A 23,890-nucleotide genomic window follows, 5' to 3' on the forward strand; every position below is an offset into this window, starting at 1 on the left:
ACCATGATCCAAGTGAGCGTCAGCCTGGTTCTGGGAGGTGGACCTATGTCCTCGAGGATGCCGATCTCGGCGGTGCCTCGGCTTGTCGGTGCGATCCTGGCCGGTGTGGTCGTCGCGACGATCGTCGGCCTGACCGTGAACCCGGCAGCGGCGGCCCTCGTGGGGATCGCCGTCGCGGGTGCCATTTTCGTCGGGACGGGGTGGATCGTCCTGTGGCCGATGGACGCCGAACGCACACATCGCAATGCCCGCCGCGAAGACTTCAAACCACTGCTGGAAGAACTGACCGTCACCGCGGCTGCTTTGTTCGCCCTGGCCGGCGTCGTGACCCTGATCATCGGTGGATCGGCGCAGGGGAAGGGATCGGCGGCGGTGGCCTTGATCGGCGTGTTCCTGTCCTGGGGAGCGCTGCATCTCATGTCTGCCCGATGCGCGTTCCTGTACTACGAGGGCCCGGATGACACCGCCGGAGGCGGGGGGATCGACTTCAACTCGAAAGCGCCTCCCGCGTACCGCGACCTTTTTCTACTTCAGCTACAACCTCGGAATGACCTACCAGGTCTCGGACACCGCCGTGTCGAGTTCGATCGTGCGCGGAGTGGCACTGCGCCACTGCCTGCGGTCCTATGTGTTCGGCGTGGTCATTCTGGCCATCGCGGTCAATCTGGTCGTCGGCGTCATCGCCGCCTGAGCGAGTGTTCCGTGGCTGGAGAAAGAGGAGAGCCTGGGCCGCCACGCCCACACGATCTCCTAGCCCGGATCTTTCGTGACTTGGTCGCGCGCGTTGGCGGTGGCTTGGGAGCCGATGTTCGGGGTTGGTTCTGGCAGCCGGGGACGGTGTTGGCCCGAGTGTCGTCTCGGGTGGGCGCGGTTCCACGGGCCGGTTCGTTTCGGGTCGCGGGGACGGGGGGCCAGTGGGTCAGCCGGGTGCGGTGAGGGCGCGGAGCCGGGTGAGCCTGACGTGCAGCAGGGTGGTCCAGGCGCCGTCGCGGGCGAGGTGCACGACGCTGCGGCGTCCGGTTCGGGCGTCTCGCGGCGGTCGAGAACAGCCGTAGTCGTAGGCGTTGGGTTCCCATCGGCTTGCCTCGTGGTTGTTGCCATCGGCATCGGTGAACGCGAGTAGTTGCATCCAGACTGTCAGTTCGCAAGCCAGTGCGACGATGGCGCACCAGATCTGGTTTTGGGTGAAGTCGTGCAGTGGCAGGTTCCGCAGTCCGGTGTCTTTGGCGGTTCGGATCCGGTCTTCGGCGCGGGCCCGGCGCCGGTGCCGCAGCTCGAGATCGGCGAGCTGGCCGCGGGGCGTGTTGGCGGCGAACGCGGTGACGCGGTGCCCGTCCACGTCGGTGAGGCGCAGCTGGGCACCGGGGTGTGGGCGTTCCTTGCGTACGATCACCCGCATGCCGTTAGGCCACCTCGACAAGTCGAGCAGGGCGGTGACGTCGGCGACCCAGGCGCCGTCGCGGACCCGGCCGTCGGCGTCGATCGCCGGTGTCCATGCCTGCTTCGGGATCCGCGGCAGCGTCTGGGCGAAGTCGTCGGGCAGGGTGAACCCGACCGAGTGCGACAGGCGCTGCGACACGACCCAGTCGAGGAACTCGTGGGTGCAGCCGGCCGCATCGGTGCGGATCAGCACCTTGCGCCCGGGCCTGGTCCCCGACCGGCGGCCCGGGAGCTGTTTGAGCGCGTCGCGGACCACGGTGATGTGGTCGGCGGCGGTGTTCGAGCCGGCGTTCCCGGGCCGCAACAGCACCGCCAGCGGCTCGCCAGATCCGTCGGGTCCGTGGTCGACGAACGCACACAACGGATGGAATCCGTAGCCCCGCTTGAACGTCGGCGCCGCGCCCTGCTTGTCCGAATGTGCGGTCAACAGCGTCGCGTCGGTATCGATGATCAGCGGGTTGTCGGCATCGCAGTCGGCGTCCGGCGCGTGCCTGCCGGCCAGCGTCCACACCCGCGCCCGGCCGCGGCCCGGGCGACATTGATCACCTTCGGCACCCGCTCGACGTCGCCGGCCAGCGCGTCGATCGTGCGGGACACCGCCGGATCCGACCCGACCAGACCGAGCAGATCCGGCTCGGCGCGCAGCACCGCGATGTCGGCCAGGCAGTCCCTACCCAGCGAGCACGATCGCGAGATCGGTGACAATTTTGGCCCGGTCGTGCCGGGGCCAACCGCTTGTGCCACGGCGCCAACACCTCCGACAGCTCCGCGACCAGGCCACTCGCCCTGACCGCCTCGGTGAGCAACAGGCCACCGGCCCGCGACACCGCCCCCGAACCCGCAGCATCAACCCGAACACGCGGATACAACCCGGTAGTCTTCATCACCTGGAAGGTGCTCCTCGGCTCCGCACGACATGGTCCTAGTACTCCAGCCGTAGTTTGTGATCTGGCGGTGCGGCGGTCCCAGACGTGGCGCAGCCACCGGTTGATGATCTCGGGTTGTGTGGACTCAAGACGGTCGCGCGGTGGCTGCGGGCCATAGCGTAGACGCTGATCGTTGGCGGCGTGGTTTCGACGAGTTGGTGGGGCGGATCGCGTTGCGGTTCGTGCGGGTCGAGCCGCGGCGGCGGGTGGGGTTGTTGTTGCTGGGGTTGCTGGCCGGGTTGCCGCGGGTGAATTGCTGGATGATCGCCGAGCATGCCGGCGAGGCTCTCCGGACGGCATGCAGCACCTGCTGGCTCGGGCGGTGTGGGATGCCGACGCGGTGCGGGACGACCTGCGTGACTACGTCGTGGATCACCTCGGCGCTCCGGGTGCGGTGCTGGTGGTGGATGAGACCGGCGATCTGAAGAAGGGCACCCGCACGGTCGGGGTGCAACGGCAATACACCGGGACCTCGGGTCGGATCGAGAACGCGCCCAGGTCGGGGTCTCACTGGTTTATGCCGCCGACCGTGGGCATGCGTTCATCGACCGGGCCTTGTATCTGCCGAAGTCGTGGACCACGGATGCCGACAGGTGCCGTGCTGCAGGGGTTCCGGAGGACACCCGGTTTGCCACCAAGCCTGCGCTCGCACGAGAGATGATCACCCGCGCGCTGGATGCCGGTGTCCCGGCGGCGCGGGTGGCCGGCGACGAGGTCTACGGCACGGACTCCAAGCTTCGCGCTGGTCTGCACGAACGAGCGATCGGTTACGTGCTGGCAGTGGCCTGCGACCATCAGATCACCACGGCGGCCGGCAAACACGCCGCCAAGACCCTGGCCCGCCGGTTGCCCGCCCGGGCCTGGAACCGGCTCAGCGCGGGCGTCGGCGCGAAGGGAGACCGTTGGTACGACTGGGCGCTGATCGACATCACCAAACCCGACGCTCCCGGCGATCACGCGTTGCTGGTCCGCCGCTCGATCAGCACCGGTGAGCTCGCGTTCTGCCGCTGCTACACACCTACCCCGGTCCCGCCGGCCACTCCCGTCGCGGTGGCCGGGCGCCGGTAGACGACCGAGGAGTCCTTCCAAGCAGGTAAGGGATTGACCGGGCTGGACGAGCACCAGGTCCGTCGCTGGACCTCGTGGCACCGCTGGACCATCCTCGCCATGCTCGCCCACGCGTTCCTCGCCGTGATGACTGCCACCGCACGCCGAAACCCCTTCACCACAGGGGCTCATCGCGCTCACCGCCAACGAGATCCGCCACCTGTTCACCCGACTCGTCAACCACACCCAACACGGCATCCGACACCTGCTGCACTGGTCACGATGGCGACGCCGCCACCAAGCCCGCGCACGCGACAGCCACCACCGCCGTCAAACGGTCCAACTCGCCTGATCACGAACTACGGCTGTAGTACTAGGCACGCAGAGGGCACGCTGGCGCACTTCGGAAGCCCGCCGTCGAGAAACGCTTCGATGCCAATGGACGCCTACTTCCCTTGACCCGCACCGGCTCGACTACGCAACCAGAACGCTTCGAGCCTGCCGCGAGGAGGAATCTCGCCGACGGCGCAAGGCGCTCCTGTCCCCTCCCTTGACCCAGCCGCACTGCCGGGGGAACTCAGCCCCCTCCGGCGTGGTCGGCGATCCGGCTACGGAGCGGCAGTTCCATCAGGGCAGCCAGATCGACAGGCGGGGCTGCGACGGCGGACCGCGGCTGGGCCGCGCCACGGCAGCCCTGAATAGGGGTCGCCGTGCTCTGGCCAACACGGGTGACCATTCCTTCGAGCTTGATGGTGACGAAATCCGCTATCTGGGCGCCATACTCGATGGCTCTGCCCGCGCTCCTCATGTCCCCAACAGCGTAACCGCGACTGGAAGGCACTTCGAAAACGGCACGCACGAAGTGATCGTCACTTCCCCGAATGAACGACCAGAACTTGCGGGGATCCTCGCCGTCTGGCGTCGTCCACCCGACCGGGTTGAAGTCATGGAAATAGAGGCCCACCGGGTTGTTGATCGTGATATCGGCCTTCTGCCTGGCGAGGACATTGACCTGCTCTCCGATGAACGGGTCGCTATTGCGTCCGGCCTCGCCGAAGCGAGAGCAATTGATCAACTGCTGCGCGCCCATAATCTCCTGTCCATTACGAATCCGGCGAATCGTAGCGGCGGCGCCAAGCTCGATCTCTGCACCCAGTGTGTTCGCGGGCTGGATCAAGTGCATCGCCCCACGGGTGGTGCCGTCGTTGAAACGGTTGCGAGGGTTGTACGCGCCATTCGAAAAGAGGTCTTCGCGCACGATCGCAGGTGAGATGAACTTCCGGTAAAGCTCCAGCACCATATCCGGATTCAACCGTGCCAGCACGTCCCAGTACTCAGGTCCCTCGCAAGTGAAAGTGACACAGGTGATCTTGCGAGTGACCGGGTCGCGGATCACGCTCCACTCACAATACTCGTCTTGCAAAGCACGGTCCGAATCGGCACGGCGCCACCGGTGCCTGTCGCTCGGCGAACTGCTCCTGACTCGTCGCGGGAAGGCGTTCCAGGAGATGACGGCCACGTGCGCGTCATCGGCAGGTGGATTGGTAAGCGGATTGAAAAACTGAGCGCGGGGGCCATCATTTTCATTGGGCCTTCCCTGTCTGGCCTTGTCGAGCCAGTTCGACACGATCTGGCTCCACTGGCCCTTCTGTGCGTCGGTCAAGTCATCGAGAAACCCTGGAGCATCCAATCGATTCACATTAGCCCCCTTTGATAATAGAGTGTGAACGATGAAAGGGATTCCGTTCATCACTTCGTCCTAATCGGTTCCGCCCATCCGCGCGTAGACATGCGGAGGGAAGGTGCGTCTCGCGGTATGTTGGTGTGTGGGGTCGTAAGGAAAAATTCAGCCAGTGGTCGGCGACGGAAGCGTCGCCGCCTGTATTCCATCAACCTGAACCAGCCGTCCACCGCGACGGGGTCCGCAATATTTGCCTTTAACGCGAGAAAGTAGGCAGTGATTCGTTGGATGAATGCCGCCTCGAAATCAGACGTGCGCCAGTTTGACAGGAACTCTCTCTCTGGGCTGCCCACCTGGTCGGCGTCATTGTCGCCTGCCGAAATTGCTGTCCGAACCGCTTCTACGAAGCGGCTCTCCAGAGCCTCTCCTGGATTTGCCCCGTTGACCTCCTCGGGCAGATAACGAAGCAACGCTGCTCGTCGGTACGAGAAGACGGGATTCGCGAAATCTGTCATCGACAGGCAAGCCAGGAATCGCCGTGTCAGCAGTCCAGCCTCGAGCATTGCATCGATTAGGTGCGTGTCTTCAAAAGCGGGCTCAGGCACCAGGAAGGCGAATGGCGCGTCGCCTTCGATGCGCATGCTTCCGTCCGTTCGATGCACGTCGTACCGCCGGAGGCAATCCAGGTAGAGCTTGCCTGAAATGGCGATGTCGGTAGTGTCTTGGCCATCCGGCTCGTACCCAAGTGTGTCGAATAGGGTGTCCCGATTCACAAAGAAGGAGAGCGGAGGGTGGAGGACAGACGCATCCGTCAGAAGGCCGCTCGCAGTCTCGGAGGTCGCCAAGTTTACAGTAGTGTCGGTTACCGCCTGCCGGAGAAAGTGGTGCACATGCCGCCAGACCCCATCCTGTCCTACCGCCTTGCGCACGCGGGCATCATTCCAGCGGCGGATCCCTGGGCGTACGACCTCGATCTCCAATCGCTCGGCAGTCACTCGGCTATTGAATAGTGGCTCGAAGCGGAGAGGATCGTCGGGCGCGAGCGCTTCCGTATTGATGCCTGCCTGCGGGGCGTGCCAGTGGACCCACGGCGAGCGCATCTCTTTCATCACCATCGAGCCGTTCACGTGACTGTCGAACGGTCCCTTGCCCCGTGTGCCATCCATCAGGGCGTGGTGGGACATACCCGCCCAGAAGAATGTCCCTTCCAAGCGTTCGTAGTAATTGTACACCTCGTGGACGGCATCCCAGCTCAGAACCTGTAGAAATGAACCATTCATCGAGGAATCAACGGAAGTGCTGGTAGAGATGAACAACTGGAACTCGCCGTCTCCACGCGCTACAGCGAAACGGAAGGACCGCTTCAGCCGGTCGGTCTCGCGGCTCCAGGCAATGTGGCCACCATCGGCGACGAGAAAGACCAACTGGTCAGGTAAAGCATCCGGCGTTCCTTCAAGGCCGTCAATGGCCGTCAGTAGTTGCCGAAGGGTGAGTGGAAAAGGATTGCCCGAACGCAGCAGACGCCCAAACGGGTCCTCCAGGCGCCTCAATTCGTCCGGCGTCATCGGCCGCGAGTGCGTATCCACCCCGACCACTCGACGATAGAGCGTATTGGGCTTCGGAGGCTCAGGCGGAATCGCGTCCGGAGACTCTGCTTCCCTTCGCGCTGCGGCCCGGTAGGGATAGTTCCGCGTCGGAAACTGTTGCTGTTCTCTAAATACAGGCACTTTGGAGCTCCTCTCATGCCACCTGTCCCCGATAGAGAGCTGCCGGAGCGGTATCCGAGGCTGCAGCGTAGCCCGCCAGCCGCAACTTAGCGCCCGTTCGGATTGAAGGCTTCAGCGTCGCTTCGCCCGCCGCGTTCATATCGAGGTCCCTGGTGGCCTGAGGTCGATCATCAATGAAGAAGTCTAGCCGCTTCAGACCTTTCGTCTTGATTGTGATTTGACGCATGTTGGGGTTGCCCGCCTCCAAGGGTCCAATCGTCACCTCGATTCCGCGCACCGACTCTGACGCGAGGAGTTCGAGCGCTTTGGCCAGAAGTTGTTTATCACCTTGCATCAGGTCCTCGCGGGTCGACTGGTGGACCGCGTCGGGCGTGACGCCAAAGTCCTCCAGAAGCGCGCCCGTGCGAGGGCCGACGCGAAGGCACTGGCGGATGGCTACTCGCATGCCCGCTTGATTGGGCAGCGACTTGAGGCCCCAGCCCGGTGGCAACACCTCGTTCAGCAGCCAGTGCTCCCACACGTTTGCACCGCCCGCTCCGGTGTTGGTGCCAACACCCAGAATCTTGCCGATCTGATGGTCCTGGAATCCGGCCGCGAATATGTCGGTGGCGGAATAGCAATTTCCGTCCACGATCAACACCACTGGCCCGTAGTATCGCTGACCTATGGTGTTGCAACTCTCCTTGCTTGTCAGCGGGAATGCGTGAGAGTAGACTGAACCGGTCTCGACAGCTTCTTCTAGGGATGGGCGCCAGAGGTCGAGCGGAACTTGCGAAGTCGACGGGTTGTTTCGGGAGAGCTCTACCGTGCCGGCCGTGACGATAAACTGCATTCGCTCCGGTTCTATTTCTGCGGGTGACAAGGTTTGCAGGAGGCGCTCTGCTGCCCGGATGTTCCCGCCGCCGTTCCCACGAACGTCCAGGATCAACCCGCTCTCCGGCATCTCCTCCAGGAGGCGAAGGAACTCCTGGAGGAATCCGTCCGCGTCTTCTACGTAAAAGGTTCGGATCTGGATATGCCCGCAGACAGCACCGTCGATATGGACCGTGCTGGCCCGGAAGGCAGCATTCCACGGTACCTTCACGGCTATCTCCTGCCCAGTAACTGTGTCGTTCACCGATGCCGGCGAAGCGCTCGCCCGGGTTCCGTAGACTTCATCGCCGACGTTCGCACACTGCGCCTTCCGCAGGGCGGTCGACTCGAAGATGAGTTGGCGGGCTTCCCGGACGGCATCGGCGGCGATATCTACACCCAGTGTGGCGGCCAGGGCGAGAGCCGGCCTCGAGGCTCCCTCACCTGCTGCGGCCGGCGTGACTGCGGGCAGGCTCGCTGGCACGGCCGAGGACGTTGAATCCCCAAAGAGGAGGTCGCTCGACCGGGCCGTGCTTTCACGGGTCATATCTATGGAACTCTGGGCGGCAAACGAGATAGCTGGGGGTAAGCCGCTCGTGGGCTGCTGCGCGCCCCCGGTTGCCGCAGGAGCAGAAGCTAGAGGTGCTACCCCTCCGACGGTCGTCGGAGCGTATCGCACGAACCACTGCTGCCGCATTGATCGACGCGCCGCCGGGTCGTTCGCATCGACCCCAAGAGGCAAGTACTCCAAATCAACGAAGTCCGCATCCGGCGGGAGGGTCGTGTTCATAGGTCGTATCGTCAGCGCGTTCACGCCTCGTGCGTGGCGCGCCGCTTCGTTGCTGCCAGCGGTCTGGTCGGCGTTCACTCGCGTGGCTCGCTCAATAGCCATCCCGTTCCAGTAGAACAGCTCTGCCCCAGGCGCAAAATCAGCGGCGGCGAAGGCGTAGCCCGGAACCACGCGTGTAACTAGGTAGCGTCTATAGCCTCCTTCGTAGAACGACGCCACTTCGAAGGGAAGGTAGGCTATATAGTCCCGATAGGGCCGTGGGAGCTGGTAGCGCGTGTGTAGGTCCCGCACGGAGTCGAATATCTGGGTCAGCGTGTTGTGGAATGTCAGTTCATCCAGTTCAGCGACGGGGATGTTGGATTCCTGCTGGAGCCTGCGCTGGAGCACACGCAGGCGCTGGATGGGTCGAACGGCGTATATTGCTTCCTTGAGGGGTCGATGGACGTAGAAGTTGTCTAACATCTGGATTGCTTGCGCGACGATTAGAATCCGGTCGCTTTGGGTTAACGTGCCTTCCGCGGTTTCGCGGAACAATCGGAGAGTCTTGTCGCCGGCGGCGGGTGGCTGCTCCCCAGGAGGAACCGCCGCAGCATCAGCCTGTGCTTCCGCATCGAACACGGCATCCCATGAGATGGGGCCGTCCGGCTCCTGCGGCAGGACCATCTGGCTCATGCGACGCCGAACGCCATGGAGTGACTTTGTGGCTGGCCCCTCCGGCGCAGGGTGGCCGTCAGGTCTCGGTGGTGACTCGGCAGGCAGCGTCTCGCTGCGGCGTCGCAATGCCTCCGCGACGGCGGCCTCAGCATTCAGGAAGGCCCCAATCGGCCTGCCAGGATCCTCGGTGACCGGCGAGCCAGTGCCCGCCAGGACCTCGCGGATATCATCATGTGAGAGCAATGGATTTACCGATAGCATCAGGGCGACCGTGCCAGCGACCTTGGGCGTAGCGCCCGAAGTTCCGCCGAATGCGTTGCGGTATGCGTTGTCGGCCGATTGCCCGCAAGTCACGTCGTGAAGCGGGTCTCCCGGCGCGGATACGACCACACGGCTTCCGTAGTTGCTGAACCAGGCGCGCTTGTTCAACTTCTCGTCATATGCGGTCGCGCCGACCAGGATTGAGCCGGTTGGGTCAAAGGGATCGCCGCCATCGGTGCGGTCGGCGGGACGGTTGCCGTTGCCCGCGGCAACACACACGACGCAGTCGTCCGCGATGGCGGCGCGGACGGCGCGGTGCACCGACGGAATTTGCTCGTAGTTGCCGCCCACCGAGGTTTGCACCTCGAGGATGATCACCTTGCGCCGAGTACTGGCGTCGGCACGCCGTACGAAGTCAATGGCCTCGGCCCACGGCTCCTCGAAAACGCGTGGGTTAGGTGCACTATCGCCCTGTATCGCCCACAGGGTCGCTTCAGGCGCGTAGCCGGCGACTCCGAGATTGTTCGCCCGCGCCCCAGCGATTCCGAGCACCGCGGTACCATGCGCGGCGGTATCGCCATGGGTGACGACGCTCCCACCATCTACTGCGTTGTAGGTTCGTTCTGTGGCGTTTTGAAACTCCTGGTGTGTCGTCCGGAAGCCCCAGTCTATGTCCGCTATAACGACGTTGGCGCCGCGTGCATACCGCCACGCCTGGGGGACACGCGTTCGGTGGAGGTACCACTGCGGCTCCAGATTGGTGTTCGGGTCCGCCGCGATGGGGCCGTCGTCGGTGCCGACTAGCGGATCGGTGGGAGCGGAAAGGCCGGTGTCCGGAGGCGCGGCCCGCGGCACCACTACAGCTTGGGTGACTTCGGGCAACTGCTTGAGGGCAGCGGTGACCTCGGCCGGAGCCGTGCTGGATGGGAAGCGCAGCCGCACGAAACTCGAGAGAGAGGGCAGCCTCTCTAACGCGCTGACCTGGTCCTGTGAGGCTGCGCCGAGAGCAGCAGCCGCCCGCAGGTCCGCGGTGCGGGCCTCGTCCGCTTGGACCTGCTCAGTTGTAAAGACGGGCCGTGCCTCTGTAACCGCGTATTGGCGCAAGATGGCGCTCAGCCCGGTATCTGAAGGTGTTGTACTACCGCCCGTCCCGGCTAGATACCCAGCCATGTTGTCGATTAGAGCAGAACCGATATTGGTCGTCCCGGGCGCGAGTTCGACCTCTACAGTCAATTCCTCGGTCGAGGGTGCACCGCCCGCCGCGTCAGCGCCTCCGGGAGTAACTGGAGTCTTTGCATCCTCGACCCCAGTCGGAATGAATGGTCCCCCAGCCCCCAAGCTGTCCAGCGCCATTGAGGCATCGCCGACGTTTGCGGGCGGATTCGCTGCCCCTGCATGCGGCGCTTGCCCTGTCTTTCTTGGCAGCCTTTCATTGGCCGAATCTGCCATTATGTCCCTCCCAAGGAAGTAGGTTCTGATTCGACCCTTGCCTGCCACATCCGCCCAGATCCTCACCATGCGGTCTGGCAGTCCAGGGACTGGGGCTCCGGTGGGGCGCACGTCCAGGCGTATCCGTCTCTCCCAGCCTGGTCTGGCCCTGGAGCACCGAGAGGAGCCTGCTGTCCAGAACAGCCGGGGCGTCCCCATCGAGCATGGAGGAGTCGGCATCGACGAACAGCCGGACCGTCGCCTGCGTGGCGGCGGAGGTCCCGACACGGTCAGCGATGCCCACCCGCAGTGCGACGTCGCGGCTGCCCCGCCGGCCTGGCCGGCGAACGCGCCACCGTTGTCGCCGAACGACTCGACGAAATCGAGATAGCCGATCATCAGGACCCCACCAACTCCTATGAATACAGACCGCGGCGCTCCCCGCCCTGATACAAGGTCACAACAGTTCGGCGTGAGCTACTCAGTCGGAGGATGTGAGAAGATTCGACGGCGACCACTGAAAGCTCGATCATGCGCCGCGCCCGGGTGGCGTCGTGCAGTCCGGTAGCGAGCGATGCATCGAGCATTGGGGCGCTACCGCCAAACGCTCTCCGCTTCGTACCGCGGCACAAGGCGTGACGGACCCCGTCACGATGGGAGGGTCGTCGACCACTCCACGCACGAAGTGACTGCGCTGTGTGGTGGCTCTCCGCCATCCCGCATCCACGGGAATACCTGTTCACGGCTCGACGACGACAGTCACAATCCGGCTCACGGATGAGCGCCATGGGTCGCCGATGACAACATCGATCGCGGCCCGGCCCGGCTTGCCGGCGTGGAAGAGGACCGCATTTGGCGGCCCAGCCGGGGTGAGGACCCGGCCATCGGTCCCTAGGACGCTCACAACGAAGATTCCGACGATCTCGACTGCGGCGCCCTCGCGCACGTGACCGCCGGAGGCGGCGAACTGGAGCACATCGCCCACGGCGACCGTCAGGTCCGTCGAGAGATCCTGCGAGGCGGGTTGAATCTCGATCAACCGGCTCACATCGGCTACTCCTTTCTGCCCGCGGCAGGCGTGCCTCGGGCAGGCCACATCAGGCCGGCACCAGCACGTCCTCCGAGGGGTCCCAATCGTCTTCGGACCGAGTTGCGGCATACTCCGGCGTGAAAGACAGCTTCGGGTAGATGAGTGCGGCGAACGCAAAGTCCGTGGCGTTGATGTCGGTCCCGCCCTGGATCGGGAGCCCGTCAAAGGTGATCTGAGCGGGCAACTGGTAGCACATAATCGAGTCCTGGTCCGGCCGCGTCCCGAAGATCGACGAGTCGTCAAGAGGTGTCAGCACCTGCTGGTCCACCATCACCTTGTCCCAACCCTGCGTCGCGAGGAAGTAGGGATATGCCTTCGCCGGATCGATACGAGCCACTAGCTCCTTGCGCATGTGCTCGTGCGGGAAGCCGAGGGTATGCCCCGTCTCGTGCCGAACCACCCGCCGGAACTCGGACTCGGGATGGCTCATCGTGAACCCTTCCAGGTTCATCGTCTGCCGGTTCTCCGGGATGAGCGCGATGTCGGTCCCGAGGTAGGAGTAGTACCCTCCCGGACCGCGCGAGATCCGCACCTCACCGGTTCCGGAGGTCTCGGCGAAGGACAAGTCCGCCGTTGCTGTCCACGCGTTCATATGACTGACGATGCGAGCCCGGAGATCCGCCGGGGTGCTCTCCAGGAAGCTGACCGAAAACTGGCGCGGTGACGGGCCCCAGTACTTCGCAGTGAGGAGGGTGAGGCTCAGGGGTGCGAGCGCACCGCCTGGGAGCAGCTCGTGCAGCGGAGAGTTGACCGGGTTGATCTGGGCGGCGAACTGCGCGGCCTTCTCACGAAGTCTGCCCGGGAGAGACTTGATCCGACAGCTCGGAACACTATCGCCCATGCTGCGGCTAACGACCTCCTCACCTCCTTCGGCGCCCTGGGAAGCCGATCCCGCAATCCGGGCGATCTCGGTCAGTGCTGCCAGCTGTCGATCTTCATTTTTCGCCATTACATCCCCCACGTGCACAATTGAAGCGCCGAATTTCCTTTGGGGCGCAGCAGTCATAAACGACGGTCTTTCGCCGGCGCGAAATGAACCGTGAACGACGGTCAAGGGCCGAGCATTGCAGAATTTGACCTGCAACGATCAACTCACCGACGCTGCTTCGACATCTCACATTTTAGATGACAGAACGGCTGTCAAACGTTTCACTCAACAGACCACAATCAAACCCTTGCGCGGCTGCCTATCACCTTGGGTCAGCCTCCCCGTCGATCAGACGTCCCGGTGGCTCACCTGAGCCAGTCTTGTTGTCCACACCTCGCGACGCACTGCGCCGAATTTGAGCGTCTCACCGACGGTGACACTGCGCAAGGGGCACCGTTCAACTACCACGTCCATCCATTTCGTTCCCTAGCGCCCAACAAACTCATCGATCTCGACCTACATAGGCGATGGGCAGGCCTTAGCGCGCCCGGCAGCCGCCTTCGCCGCACCAACTGCGTTATTTCGCGTGCCTCGTCGCGGACATCTGGATCGAGACCGTAGGTTGATGACTTACGATCGTTTCCTGAGCTTCGGATCGTCCTGGCCATGCGGGGACGATCACGTCGAGATCGCAACACCCGCGCTGGCGACTGTCGGCAGCCGCTCAGACGTTGAGCCCGTAGGCGCGTGGCTAAGGTGCGTATTCCTCCCCGGATGTAGCCCCCTCGATTCGTTGGGCGAGCTGCTACAGGCTGGCGGTCCGCAGGCGGTCGCGAGTGTCCCAAGACTGATCGAGGGCCTGGCGGCCACGTACTTGTAGCGGTGCCAGAGTGCATTGGCGCCGGATCTCAGGGTTAGTAAGCGGTGGGCGTGGATCCTGGCGATCTCGGGGCGGTTGCGGAGGTCGGTGATGACGCTGGGGACGAGGACTAGTTGTACTCGGTCATGAGGTTGGTGGCAGCCGGGTGATGGGTGGTTGGCCTCCGAGTGCGCTGTGGCGGCGTTGATTGTTGTAGTGGTCGAGCCAGGGTGCAAGGGCTGCTGTTCGGGCGGTGTTGGTGGTGAAGGGCCGGCGGTAGGCCCACTCGGTGGCGAGGGTGCGGTTGTAGCGCTCGACCTTGCCGTTTTGCCAAGGGCAGTGGGGTTTGATGAACAGGTGTTTGGCGCCGAGGACGGTGAAGGCGTCGCGCATGTCGTTGGAGCGTTTGTAGCTCATGTGGTTGTCGGTGATGACGCGCTCGATCACCGCGATGCCGGCCTGGGTGAACGCCTGCGCGGCGCGGACCAGGAACGCCGCGCAGGTGGCGCCTTTCTCGTCGGGTAACACTTCGGAGTAGGCGAACCGGGAGTGGTCGTCGACCAGTGAGTGGATGTAGTCGTAGCCGATCTTGGCCCGCTTCTGTTGCGCGGTCTGTCCGTGCTCTCGGCCCTTGGCCTTCCAGCCACCACCGTCGTGGATCCGGCCCAGCTTCTTCACGTCCATGTGCACCAGCTCGCCCGGACGGTCCCGCTCGTACCTCACCGCGGTGGTCTTGGACGCCCGAATGACCTCCCCGGTCATCGGGTCACACTCGCGCAGATACGCCACCCGGTGGCGGCGCAGGATCCGCGCCACCGTCCGTGGCGCCACACCGAGCTCCGGCCCGATCCAGTCCTGCCCACGCCGCGCCGCACGACGCAACTCCACCACCTGCTGCTCCACCCCGGCACCGGTCCGCCGCGGCGACGTGTGCGGCCGCGACGACCGGCCCCGCAACCCCGCCTCACCCTCGGCAGCGAACCGCTCGATCCAAGTCTTCACACACTTACGCGACACCCCCATCGCCGCCGCGATATGCGCCTGCCTCCAGCCGGCACGATGCCGCTCAACAATCAACCGCCGACCATGAACAGTCAGCCGCGCACTACCGTGGGACACGAGAACCTCCGGTTGCTGCAGTGGGCCCTAGACAAGCCACACCCCAACCGGCGGTTCTCCTCACGTCAACCCCAAACCACCGCCACCAACCTCATGACCGAGTACAACTAGTTCTCGGATTCGGCGGAGGGTTGGCCAGGAGGGAAGGTGGTGACATGTAGGCCGCAGGTGGTGGCTAGGGCTTGGTGGTCTTGGATGGCGCCGAAGCGGAGGGCGCTGACGGCGACCAGGTCGTAGGCGAGGGGGCCGATGCTAGGTCCGTCGCAGTCGCAAAGGACGAAGCGACCTGACGGTTCGCGCAGCAGGTTGCCGAAATGGGCGTCGCCGTGGAGTAGGCCCATCTGGAGATCGGGCATCAGGGCGTGGTAGTCGACTTCAATGTCGGCCTATTGTTGAGTGAGCCAGGCGTGGTCATCGGCGGAAAGGCCATCGGCCATGGCTAGTCTGCTGCTGGCGCTGCCGAAGGGATCCCAGTGCTTGAGGCCGGCCAGTGGGTGAGTGCGTGACAGCCGAGAAGTGGGGCTGCGAGTTCGGCGCCGTACAGGTTGGGTTTCCAGCATCAAGAAGGCGCCCAATCGTGGCGGAGTAGCTCTTCGAAGAGGACGGGCTGCGTGAGGCCGGGGCGAGCTCGACCTGACGGTCCTCTTCGGTCTCCACCTGTCCGATCTTGGCTCGGGTTGCCCGATCGGCAACTCGCTCGACTTGGTGACGGCGAGCGTCACGCATGGCCTTGGCCATCGACCACCGATGGGAAGGCCGCGCTCTGAGGACCGCCGCCAGTACTGGGAAGTGCGCACCATCGAGCACACCGACGATCGCCGGATACAGCTGGTGCCTGACCGCACCAGCACCGAGCAGCAGTTCCGGTCGCCGCAACGCGCCACACCCGCACACCCGCACACCCGCACGCCCGCACACCTGCACACCTGCACACCTGCACACCCGAAAACGATTCTGACCGGACCACCATCGCGATCCTGTTCCCGGTGATCATCATCCGCGGCAAGCTGTTCGAGACTGGTTCGACGGCGAGGAACTCGTGGTCCAGCCAATCAGGCGAGGGCACGTACTGTGGCGGCACGTTCCTCCACAGACTCCCGACCTCGTCGATGTCGTCACGGAGGATGCATTCGAAGCGTCGCGGATGCTTCCAGGAGAGCCCGCTCGACATCGTCTCCCAGGGGAAGGACCATGCGAAACTGATCAACATCCGGAATCTCTGGTGACTCCCCGCGCCAGCAGCCATCTGGCATTGCGCGGATCTCCTCGTTGTGCGTTGCACCGACAGCGGCATGGACGTGTAGGTGGCGGGGTTGGTGGGAGCGTCCGAGGATAAGGCGCGTCCCCTTGGCGGCCGCGGCCACGTCGCCCTACTTTGTCGCCTGCCTAGCTTGCTCTCTCATTCTCATCGAGACCGAGCAGTTCAGGTCATGGGTTGGCTTGCGTGCGAGGAACTCTGCCGGTGACGCCGCAGTGACGGGCGCGTAACGCGAGCACCGCAGACTCATATAGGTGGTGACGTTCACCGATCGGCTACTTGTCCATCTCGCCGACCCAGCCAACCTGACCGGGTTCCTGGCCGGCGCGGACCTTGGCGGGTTCCTCACCGCAGACTTCCAGCGCCGCCTCAATACAGGGTTCTGGCAGATCCAGCAGGTGACAGCGGGAGCGGCCACGGTACGCGAACTCGAGTTGCCGTACTGGCAACGGCTGCGCGTCCTGGGACGCGAGGAGGAACAAGGCAGCACGCCCAAGCGCACCACGGTCGACCATTCGATCTACGGCTTCGAGACCGCCCGGTGGATCGACATCTCGTTGGACGTCGATACGACGTGGACCGTCGACCAATTCCCCGGCACCGTGGACATTACCCCGACCGCCCCAGTGCGCCTCAACAACACAGCAAGCCTGCTGTCGGTACTGCGGGTCGACGCGGCAAACCACCCGTTGGACCGGGCAGGCGCCCCAGTGACCACGGTGACCGTGGACGGCCAGGGCCGGCTCGAGGCCGGCCAGGACATGCTGAGCCTCGACCCGAACGGCGGGGTACTGCGTGGCCCGGACGGCCGGGCACGCGACCAGGTGCTGCTGGAGTTGTTTCCGCGCCCCGAGGTGCCAGGGCTGGGCGTGCCGCTCGGCGATGACGGCCAGCCGCTGGCCGACCTTCGGGTCGATTCCAGCGGTACATTCACGGATCTGGCCGGTGCTCCGGCCAGAAACGATCCGCGCACCGGTCTTCCGCTGGATGGGTCGGGCCAGCCCGTGCGGCCGGCCCGACCAGCAGTGCCTGGCGGCGATGGCGCTGACTACCGATTCCGGCTCTCGGTGCCGGTACGCACCGACACCCTCACCCTCAATCTGGTCACTCGGCTGCAACTGGCGGTCGCGGGCGCTCCCGATCTGATGACTGACCTGCGCGGCCTGGTCGCGATCCGACGCATGCTGGAGCCTCGCACGGACTATCTCACCAACCTCGACGACCTAGACGGCAAGGCACCGCAGGCGTTCGGGCTGGTGTACGAGCAGAACGCATTCGACGGGAGCGGACTCGACAGCGCGAGCATCCGCCAGCTCGGCGCGCGGATCGGCGTGCTGGTGCATTTCTTCGCCATCCCGTAGCCCTAGGAGCATAGATGAGCATTCAGTACGTGACGGTCAGGGTCGACACGACGGGCCTGTTCCAGCCGTCGACGATGGCTCAGGGCGTGATCGGAGTGATCGGGCCGGCGATCGGCACGACGGCGTCGACCCGCAATCCGGAGCTGTTCACCCAACCGTTGGTCGGTGCCCGCGGCGAGCCGTATGCGCAGGTCGTGCGGGTGTTGCCGATCAGCGCCGCGAACGAACCGCTCGGCCTGGCCGGCAACCCACTCGGCGGCAGCGGCGGCAACCTCGTCGACTCGCTCGGCCGCGACCGCGACGCGGAAAACAAGCCGGTGGCGGTTCCCGGGCTGAAAGTGGACGCCACCGGCGGGTATGTCGGAGACGACGGCACCACGCCAGTCGCCACGGACCGGTCCGGCCGCCCGCAGCGTTTCGACGGCATCGCCTACCAGCAAACCTACCTCTGGTACCCACCGGCTGAGCAACCCGCGCAGGTGCGGTTCGGCATACCCGTCGACGGCCGCGGCCGACCGATCCCGGACCTGCGCATGGACACCGACGGCACGTTCACCAGCCTCGACGGCCAGACCGGGTTCCCGGTCAACCCAAACAGCGGCTACCCCGAGCGCCCGGCGGCCGGCGGGAACCCGGCCCAGCCGATCACTACGCTCGACTACGGGCTGGGCGATCTCGCCCGCGCGGTGAACCTGGCGCTCAACAACGGCGCGGTACGCGTGTGGGCGTTCCGTACCGACCGCGGCGGCGGTGTGCCTACACGCGACGATGCGTTCACCGACTTCGCCGACCGGCAAATCAATGTCGTGGTGCTGGCGAACAACACCGACGCCACCGCGATCAGCGACCTGCGTACGCACGTCGAGGCGGCCTCGCCCAACGACGCCGGTGGCGGTGGCACCCGCCCGCGGATCGGGGTGGCCATGCTGCCCCGCGAGGGCTGGACCAGCAACGGCGGCGGCAACCCACAGCCCAGCCAACGGCTGTCCGACTTCGGCATCGACTGGACTAGCAGCCGGATGGTGCTGTTGGCGCACAAGTCGCGCGACGACGTGGCCGCCGCGGTCGCCGGGCGGATCGTTCGGTACGACCCGTGGATCAGCCTGACCATGAAGGAGCTCACCGGGATCTCCCAGACCGACAGGTTCAGCGACAGCGAGGTCGCGGTCTGGGTGGACCCCGAGGCGCAGGGCATCGCGCAGGCCAGGGTCAACCCGATCATCGACCCGGAGTTCCTGCCCGGCGCGGGGCTGGTGATGGGCGAGAGCTATACCGCTGATGGCACCGGGCAGCGGCTCTACATCGACATCGTGCGCAGCATCGACGATATCGCGTTCCGGCTCAAGGCCAACCTCACCAACCCGAGCGTGATCGGAACGCTGCGAGTCAACCGAGTGGGCCTGACCGGGCTACGCACGCTGGTCAGCGCGCTGCTCGACGCCCGGGTCGCCGCCGGCGAGATCGATTCGTACGCGGTGGACATTCCAGTGCTGGCGCCGCTGCAGAAGGACCCGGCGCAACGCACCGCCGAAGAGACCCAGCAGATCAACGACGTGCAGAACAGCCGCCGCCTCGAGTTCAGCGTCTCGGTCGATTACGCCGGGGCGATCCACTACCTGATCGTCACCCTCCGGTTCGTCTAGTCGGGCCGCCAGACCAATAGGAGCGCCATCGTGACTGACTGGGACACCAAGCTGGCGGTGACCGTCGACACCGACCTGGTGACGCCGATCGAGAACTTCAGCTCGTCGCTGACCACGACGTTCCGGCCCCAGCACTCGCTGGAGGTGGACAACGTCGGCTTTGTCCGGCAGAACTTCTCGTTCACGTTCACGTTCAACGTCCGGGCGATCGGCATCGCGGGACAGTCGAACGCGGTCGCCAAGCTGACCAAGCTCGCGCTGGAGGGCACCGAATTCCAGATCTCGATAGTGCGCGCAGAGGGCAGCCCGGGTGACCAGTGGGGGTTCCAGGAAGTGCTGTTCAAGCGCTGCTTCGCCACCTCGATCCAGCCGAGCAACCTCACCCTGCAGGACTCGCCGATGGCAACCGTCAACGGCATCTGCCTGCAATACCAGCTGACCGACCGCGCGGGCACGGTCGTCAAGAACACCAAGTAGGTCCACTGTGGACGGACTCGAGCCGCGCGGCGAGGGGTTGGTGCTTCCAGATCTCGCGGTGGCGCTGGACGAGCTGACGGAGCGCGAAGAGCCCCGCCGGCCGACGGAAGCCGTGGTCACCGAGATCGTGCTGGAGTGTCCCGTGATCATCGAGTTCATCGGCGAGGACATATCCACGGCCGCCACCGAGGCCGTGACCACCGCGTTGCTGGACGGCCTGGCCGGGGTGGTGCGCGATGCCTGACACCCGGGTGCGGCTGCACCTGCCGGTGACCACGCGGGTGCGCGGGAGGCCCGCGCATGACCAGCTGGACGTCACCACTGCAGCCGCGGCGCGCGCGGTACGCCGTGCGGTGACACAGGCGCGCGCACGAGCCGAGCAGGCCGGCCGGCTGCTGGTGGCCGGCCCGCACACCCGAGTCGTGGTCCGCATACCGCCCACCGAGTCCGCGTACACCCCCATGCTGTCCCTGGTGGACAACGCGGTGCGCGCCGGCGTGCGGCTGGGCACCGGCCAGGCGCTCTTCGACTTCGGCGTACAACCGGCCCTGCCGGACCTCGCCCACACGCCTGCCGGTGTGCCGCTACCCGACGCCGAGGATCCGCCCAGGCTTGCCGTCTTCGCCACGGTGGACGACCTGCAAACCGCGGCGCTGGAGGCCTTCCCCGAACCCGGTGCGTTGCTGCCGAACGGTGTGGTGCGCACCGGCGTCTACGGCGTGGCCAAGGGCAGCATGACACCCGCGCTGTTCTGGGTGGCCGGCGCGGTGACCGCCGGGATCGACCGGGGCAAGCCGCTCTGGCAGTCGATCACCGTGGTCATGGGTGACGTCAAGGGCGACCAGTGGGTCGCCCGCGGTGCCGGCAACGAGCCGGCCGCGTTGCTTCCCGGCCACCGTTACCGACTGGACGCCCGGGTTCCCGCGCGCCCACGCAAGAAGACGAAGCGACGGCCGGCGCCGCGCGCATACCTTGAGGAAGAGGGCGGCGGGCGGCGGCGCCCGCTGCATCTCAGCGACGGGGCGTACGAGATGGTGCGCGGTCGGGTGATCCGCTTCGCGGTTGCGTTCGGGGCCGAGGCCGAGACGGAGGAGCCACCACCGAAGCCGCCACTGGCCGAAGACGTGCGCCGTCGGCGCGGAGACGTGTGGCGGCTGCTGCACGGGGACACCGCGCTGTCCGCCGAGTCCCAGGGCGAGCCGGAGTGGTTGTGGGAGTGGTTCGGCTACCTCAACATCCAACCGGCCTCGGTGCGGGCCAACCCGAACGTGCGCGCGGCGATCATGCACCTGATCAAACACCACGGCGAAAGTTCGATCATCGACATGGAGCTGAGCCCGGTGCACAGCAACAACCTGTGGAGCTGGCGGCGGCGCTTCCTCAAGGCCTTCTGCCTGTCGCTGGCTATCTCGATGCTCGCCGAGAGCCGCAGCCGGATGGAACAGTTCCGGGCAACGGTGGCCGCACCCGATTGGCAGATCAGGTTCGCCACCTTCCTCAAGTCGTTGTCCGGAACCGCGGCGACCGTCAACGAGTACCGGCGCCTGGAACGCCTGCTGCGCCTGGCTGACAAGTACGCGGAGGCCATCAAGAACGACCCGGACTCAAACGCGACCGACGAGGAGATCGAGCGCGCGGTGGCAGCGCTGTACGGCAGCCGGGAGGAGATACGCAAGGCACTGGCGGGTATGCAGGCGCCCACCGCCGCGGAAGAGACGCTGACCCTGGCCGGTGAGCTCCAGCCGCTCCTCATCATGCTCACGATCCACCAGCACGACATCCTGTTCCTCGACCCGAGAACGCAGGCCGAGCAGATCGCCGAGGCTGTCGACGATTTCGCGCAACTGGGCCCGGAAGGGCTGAGCCACGTCGTCGACGACGACCTGCAGCGCCTGATCGGCAAGACGATCGAGGCGAACAACCGGCTGATCGCCAAACCCGACGACGCGTACCAGCTCGGCGTGGTCCAACACGAGGCGCGCTGCCAGCTGCTGCCCTGGTTCCAGACGGTGCCCCCGGTCACCCGGGACTGGGACCAGCTGGTCGACCACGACTGGGTCAGCTGGCTCGGTCTCGGCCTCGGCCTGCTGGTGCTGGCGTTCGTCTTCCCGCCGCTGGCGGGTGCGATCGCGGTGGCGGGGTTCGGCATCGGCACGTACACCGCGTACACCTCGATCTCGAAGGCGATGCGGCTACGCGCGCTGTCCCGCGCCCGGTTGGCCCAGTTCGGCTTCCAGCAGTTGGTCTCCGACGAGGAGGTCAACACGGCGATCGTGGCCGCGGTCGTCGACACCTTCTTCACGGTGCTGGACATCGGGCCGTCAGCGCGCGCGGTGACAAGAGGCACGACGGCCGTGGTGCGCGGCACCGGCATAGTGGCCCGGCGCGCCGCGAGCGCGCTCGGGCTACGGCTGGAGGAGGCGGTGTTCCGCGCCGGGGACCTTGCCGCCTGGCCGCAGCTGCTGAACAACCGGACCTTCACCCAGCTGAGCTCGGCGATCGAGCGCCACCGGGCGCTGCTGACCCGGGCCGGCACCGAGGTCACCGACGCCGAACTGCTTGCCGGCGAGCTGTTCGACTCGGCCCGTCAACAGATGGTCGCGCGCTACGAACAGCACCTGGTCGGCGTGCGCGCCAGGTTCGGTGAGGCGCTGGAGGCCGGGCAGCTCACCGCCGACGACATCCGGGCACTGCAGGACTGGCTGGCGAAGCAGCGGCTGCGTCCCGACGACTTCCTGCACCAGCTCACCGAGGACCCGCACTTCTTCGACGAGCTGGTGGCCCGCCAGGTACGCGGCGAGGCGGCCGGCACGGCGGCGCGGCAGGTGAGCTTCCTGCCTGTCGACATCGAGCTGGCCGCGGTCACCGAGGAACTGGGCGTGCTGGCCGAGCTGCTCGGTCCGGAACGGATGTTCGCATTCCGGGAGGCGGCCGGCCTGGGTGGGCTGACGTACCTACGGCTCGCCAACCGGCTCGCCACGATCCTGCGCCGCGTCGACGCACCCGAGGAGGTGCTCGCCGCGCTCGAGCGCCTGCTGGCCGGCCGGTCGGACGCGGCGCACATTCTCGAATCGCTCGGCGAGCTGGCCGATCCGCGGGCCGCGCTCCGGTCGCTCACGCCCGAGCTGCTGACTCAGGTCGAGTCGGCCGACCTCGTGCGTGCGCTCGGGGAGTCGCCGGGCGCGGGCGAGGTGGTCGAGCGGATCGCGGTCGCCGTCGAGGGCGAGGTGGCGGGTCAGCTCGTCCGCGGGGTGCGCCACGCCGACGGCTCCCAGTACGTGCAGCGCTGGAACCACGCGACTGCGAGCTGGGAGACCGCGCCTCGCCGGGCACTACCCGAAGGCGAGCCGGCACCGGCACCCGGCGAACCGGCACCGCGGCCACCGGAGGAGCGGCTGGAGCTGGAGTTCGAGGAGTTCGCGCTCGAGGAACCGCCGCCGCTCGACCAGCCGCTCGCGGCTCCGCCAATTCCGGTCGGCCAGGCGGCCAAGCCGGCTCGCGCGTTCCGCCAGGTACTGGACTCCGTCCAGATCACGCCGCAGGAGATCGCCGCGTACCGCCAGCGGTACAACCAGTATGTTCGCCAGCGCGGCGCGAGCCGCCGGCTGCGCACGCTGGACGACTACGCCCGCTGGCGGCACGGACTGGCAACCCGGCAGTTCAGCCGGGGCGACATCCGGAGCGCCGTGGAACGCAGCTGGGAACAGTTCAACGCCGCGATCCAACGCGTGCAGTCGATTCCACCCGCGGACCTGGCCCGACTGCAGGCGCAGTACCGGGCGAACCTGTCCGGCCCGTGGCGCGATGAGCCGTTCCGGATGCTGAGCGAGGACGAGTGGGTGCGCTGGCGCTACGGCGTCGAGAGCGGCCGGATTTCTCCGGTCGAGGGGCCACCGGTGCCGCTCGGTGAGCGGATCGGCCAGCTGGCCGGACACGAGCTCGAGCGGGTGGTCAACGGCCGGCTACCGGCCGGATCTGCCAACAGCCGCGATTTCAAGATATTCGGTGTCGACGAGGGCTTCCGACCCGACCACCTGCCGCCCGGCTCGCAGACGCGGTACATCGATCCCGCCGGACGGATCCATGCGACGCCTGGCCGGAACCGCATCCCGATCTCGGCCCGGTACGTCGGCGACTCGAAGTACCTGGAAGGGGTCGTGGCATTCGACGCACAGACCGAGGCGTTCGTGCGGCTGGCCGCGGCCACCGACGAGAAGGCGGTGGTGTTCTACGTGCGCTGGCGCAACACGTTCCCGCCCTCGGAGGGGCTCACGGCGGGGCCGTTCGGCATTGGGTACGAACTGCCCGCCGCCGCCCGCAGCGGGGTGGTGTCGAGCAACCTGCTCGACTTCGCCAAGGGGCGCGGCATCGGGGTCCGCATCGTGTCCGACCCGAACTGGAAGTGACCC

14 protein-coding genes and 2 pseudogenes are annotated in these 23,890 nt (G+C 65.9%); 8 read left to right on the forward strand and 8 right to left on the reverse strand.

Features of this window, described 5'->3' with window-relative positions:
* Positions 1–57: 57 nt before the first annotated feature.
* Positions 58–435, forward strand: a pseudogene (locus OG876_RS07415) (DUF1345 domain-containing protein); the annotation flags it as partial.
* A 22-nt stretch (positions 436–457) separates the two neighbouring features.
* Positions 458–691: a DUF1345 domain-containing protein gene (locus OG876_RS07420; protein WP_328524038.1), complete on the forward strand. Its 234-nt coding sequence runs from the start codon at positions 458–460 to the stop codon at positions 689–691.
* A gap of 228 nt (positions 692–919) precedes the next feature.
* Here OG876_RS07420 and OG876_RS07425 read toward each other — a convergent pair whose 3' ends face one another.
* Complete coding sequence (locus OG876_RS07425; protein WP_328526865.1) at positions 920–2,107, reverse strand: IS1380 family transposase; 1,188 nt, start codon at positions 2,105–2,107, stop codon at positions 920–922.
* Positions 2,108–2,467: 360 nt separating this feature from the next.
* On the opposite strand from OG876_RS07425, the pseudogene OG876_RS07430 reads away from it, so the two are divergent.
* A pseudogene (locus OG876_RS07430) lies at positions 2,468–3,782 on the forward strand (IS701 family transposase); the annotation flags it as partial.
* Between the two features lie 208 nt (positions 3,783–3,990).
* Here the strand turns inward: OG876_RS07430 and OG876_RS07435 are convergent.
* From OG876_RS07435 to OG876_RS07465, 7 genes are all read right to left on the reverse strand, one after another.
* On the reverse strand, positions 3,991–5,112 hold the full coding sequence (locus OG876_RS07435; RefSeq protein WP_328524039.1) for a hypothetical protein: 1,122 nt from the start codon (positions 5,110–5,112) through the stop codon (positions 3,991–3,993).
* A 50-nt stretch (positions 5,113–5,162) separates the two neighbouring features.
* Entirely contained in the window at positions 5,163–6,659 is a 1,497-nt protein-coding gene (locus OG876_RS07440) for a hypothetical protein (protein WP_328524040.1), read from the reverse strand.
* A 175-nt stretch (positions 6,660–6,834) separates the two neighbouring features.
* On the reverse strand, positions 6,835–10,896 hold the full coding sequence (locus OG876_RS07445) for a S8 family serine peptidase (protein ID WP_328524041.1): 4,062 nt from the start codon (positions 10,894–10,896) through the stop codon (positions 6,835–6,837).
* A 649-nt stretch (positions 10,897–11,545) separates the two neighbouring features.
* Positions 11,546–11,854, reverse strand: a complete 309-nt coding sequence (locus OG876_RS07450) for a hypothetical protein (RefSeq protein ID WP_328524042.1) — start codon at positions 11,852–11,854, stop codon at positions 11,546–11,548.
* Positions 11,855–11,903: 49 nt separating this feature from the next.
* The gene (locus OG876_RS07455) at positions 11,904–12,950 is read right to left on the reverse strand and encodes a hypothetical protein (protein WP_328524043.1); all 1,047 of its coding nucleotides are present in this window, start codon (positions 12,948–12,950) and stop codon (positions 11,904–11,906) included.
* 817 nt (positions 12,951–13,767) lie between these two features.
* Positions 13,768–14,742, reverse strand: coding sequence for an IS481 family transposase (locus OG876_RS07460; RefSeq protein WP_328524044.1), 975 nt, complete (start codon positions 14,740–14,742; stop codon positions 13,768–13,770).
* A 107-nt stretch (positions 14,743–14,849) separates the two neighbouring features.
* Entirely contained in the window at positions 14,850–15,098 is a 249-nt protein-coding gene (locus OG876_RS07465) for a phosphotransferase family protein (RefSeq protein WP_328524045.1), read from the reverse strand.
* Positions 15,099–16,254: 1,156 nt separating this feature from the next.
* On the opposite strand from OG876_RS07465, the gene OG876_RS07470 reads away from it, so the two are divergent.
* From OG876_RS07470 to OG876_RS07490, 5 genes are read left to right on the forward strand one after another with little or no spacing between them, the layout of a single operon-like run.
* Positions 16,255–17,361, forward strand: coding sequence for a hypothetical protein (locus OG876_RS07470; protein ID WP_328524046.1), 1,107 nt, complete (start codon positions 16,255–16,257; stop codon positions 17,359–17,361).
* Positions 17,362–17,375: 14 nt separating this feature from the next.
* Positions 17,376–19,004, forward strand: coding sequence for a hypothetical protein (locus OG876_RS07475; protein WP_328524047.1), 1,629 nt, complete (start codon positions 17,376–17,378; stop codon positions 19,002–19,004).
* Positions 19,005–19,034: 30 nt separating this feature from the next.
* The gene (locus OG876_RS07480; RefSeq protein WP_328524048.1) at positions 19,035–19,481 is read left to right on the forward strand and encodes a hypothetical protein; all 447 of its coding nucleotides are present in this window, start codon (positions 19,035–19,037) and stop codon (positions 19,479–19,481) included.
* A gap of 7 nt (positions 19,482–19,488) precedes the next feature.
* Positions 19,489–19,725: a hypothetical protein gene (locus OG876_RS07485; RefSeq protein ID WP_328524049.1), complete on the forward strand. Its 237-nt coding sequence runs from the start codon at positions 19,489–19,491 to the stop codon at positions 19,723–19,725.
* Complete coding sequence (locus OG876_RS07490; protein WP_328524050.1) at positions 19,718–23,887, forward strand: hypothetical protein; 4,170 nt, start codon at positions 19,718–19,720, stop codon at positions 23,885–23,887. The genes OG876_RS07485 and OG876_RS07490 overlap by 8 nt, the downstream gene beginning before the upstream one ends.
* Positions 23,888–23,890: the final 3 nt, after the last annotated feature.

This window comes from Kribbella sp. NBC_00359 (assembly GCF_036097425.1).
GTDB lineage: Bacteria > Actinomycetota > Actinomycetes > Propionibacteriales > Kribbellaceae > Kribbella.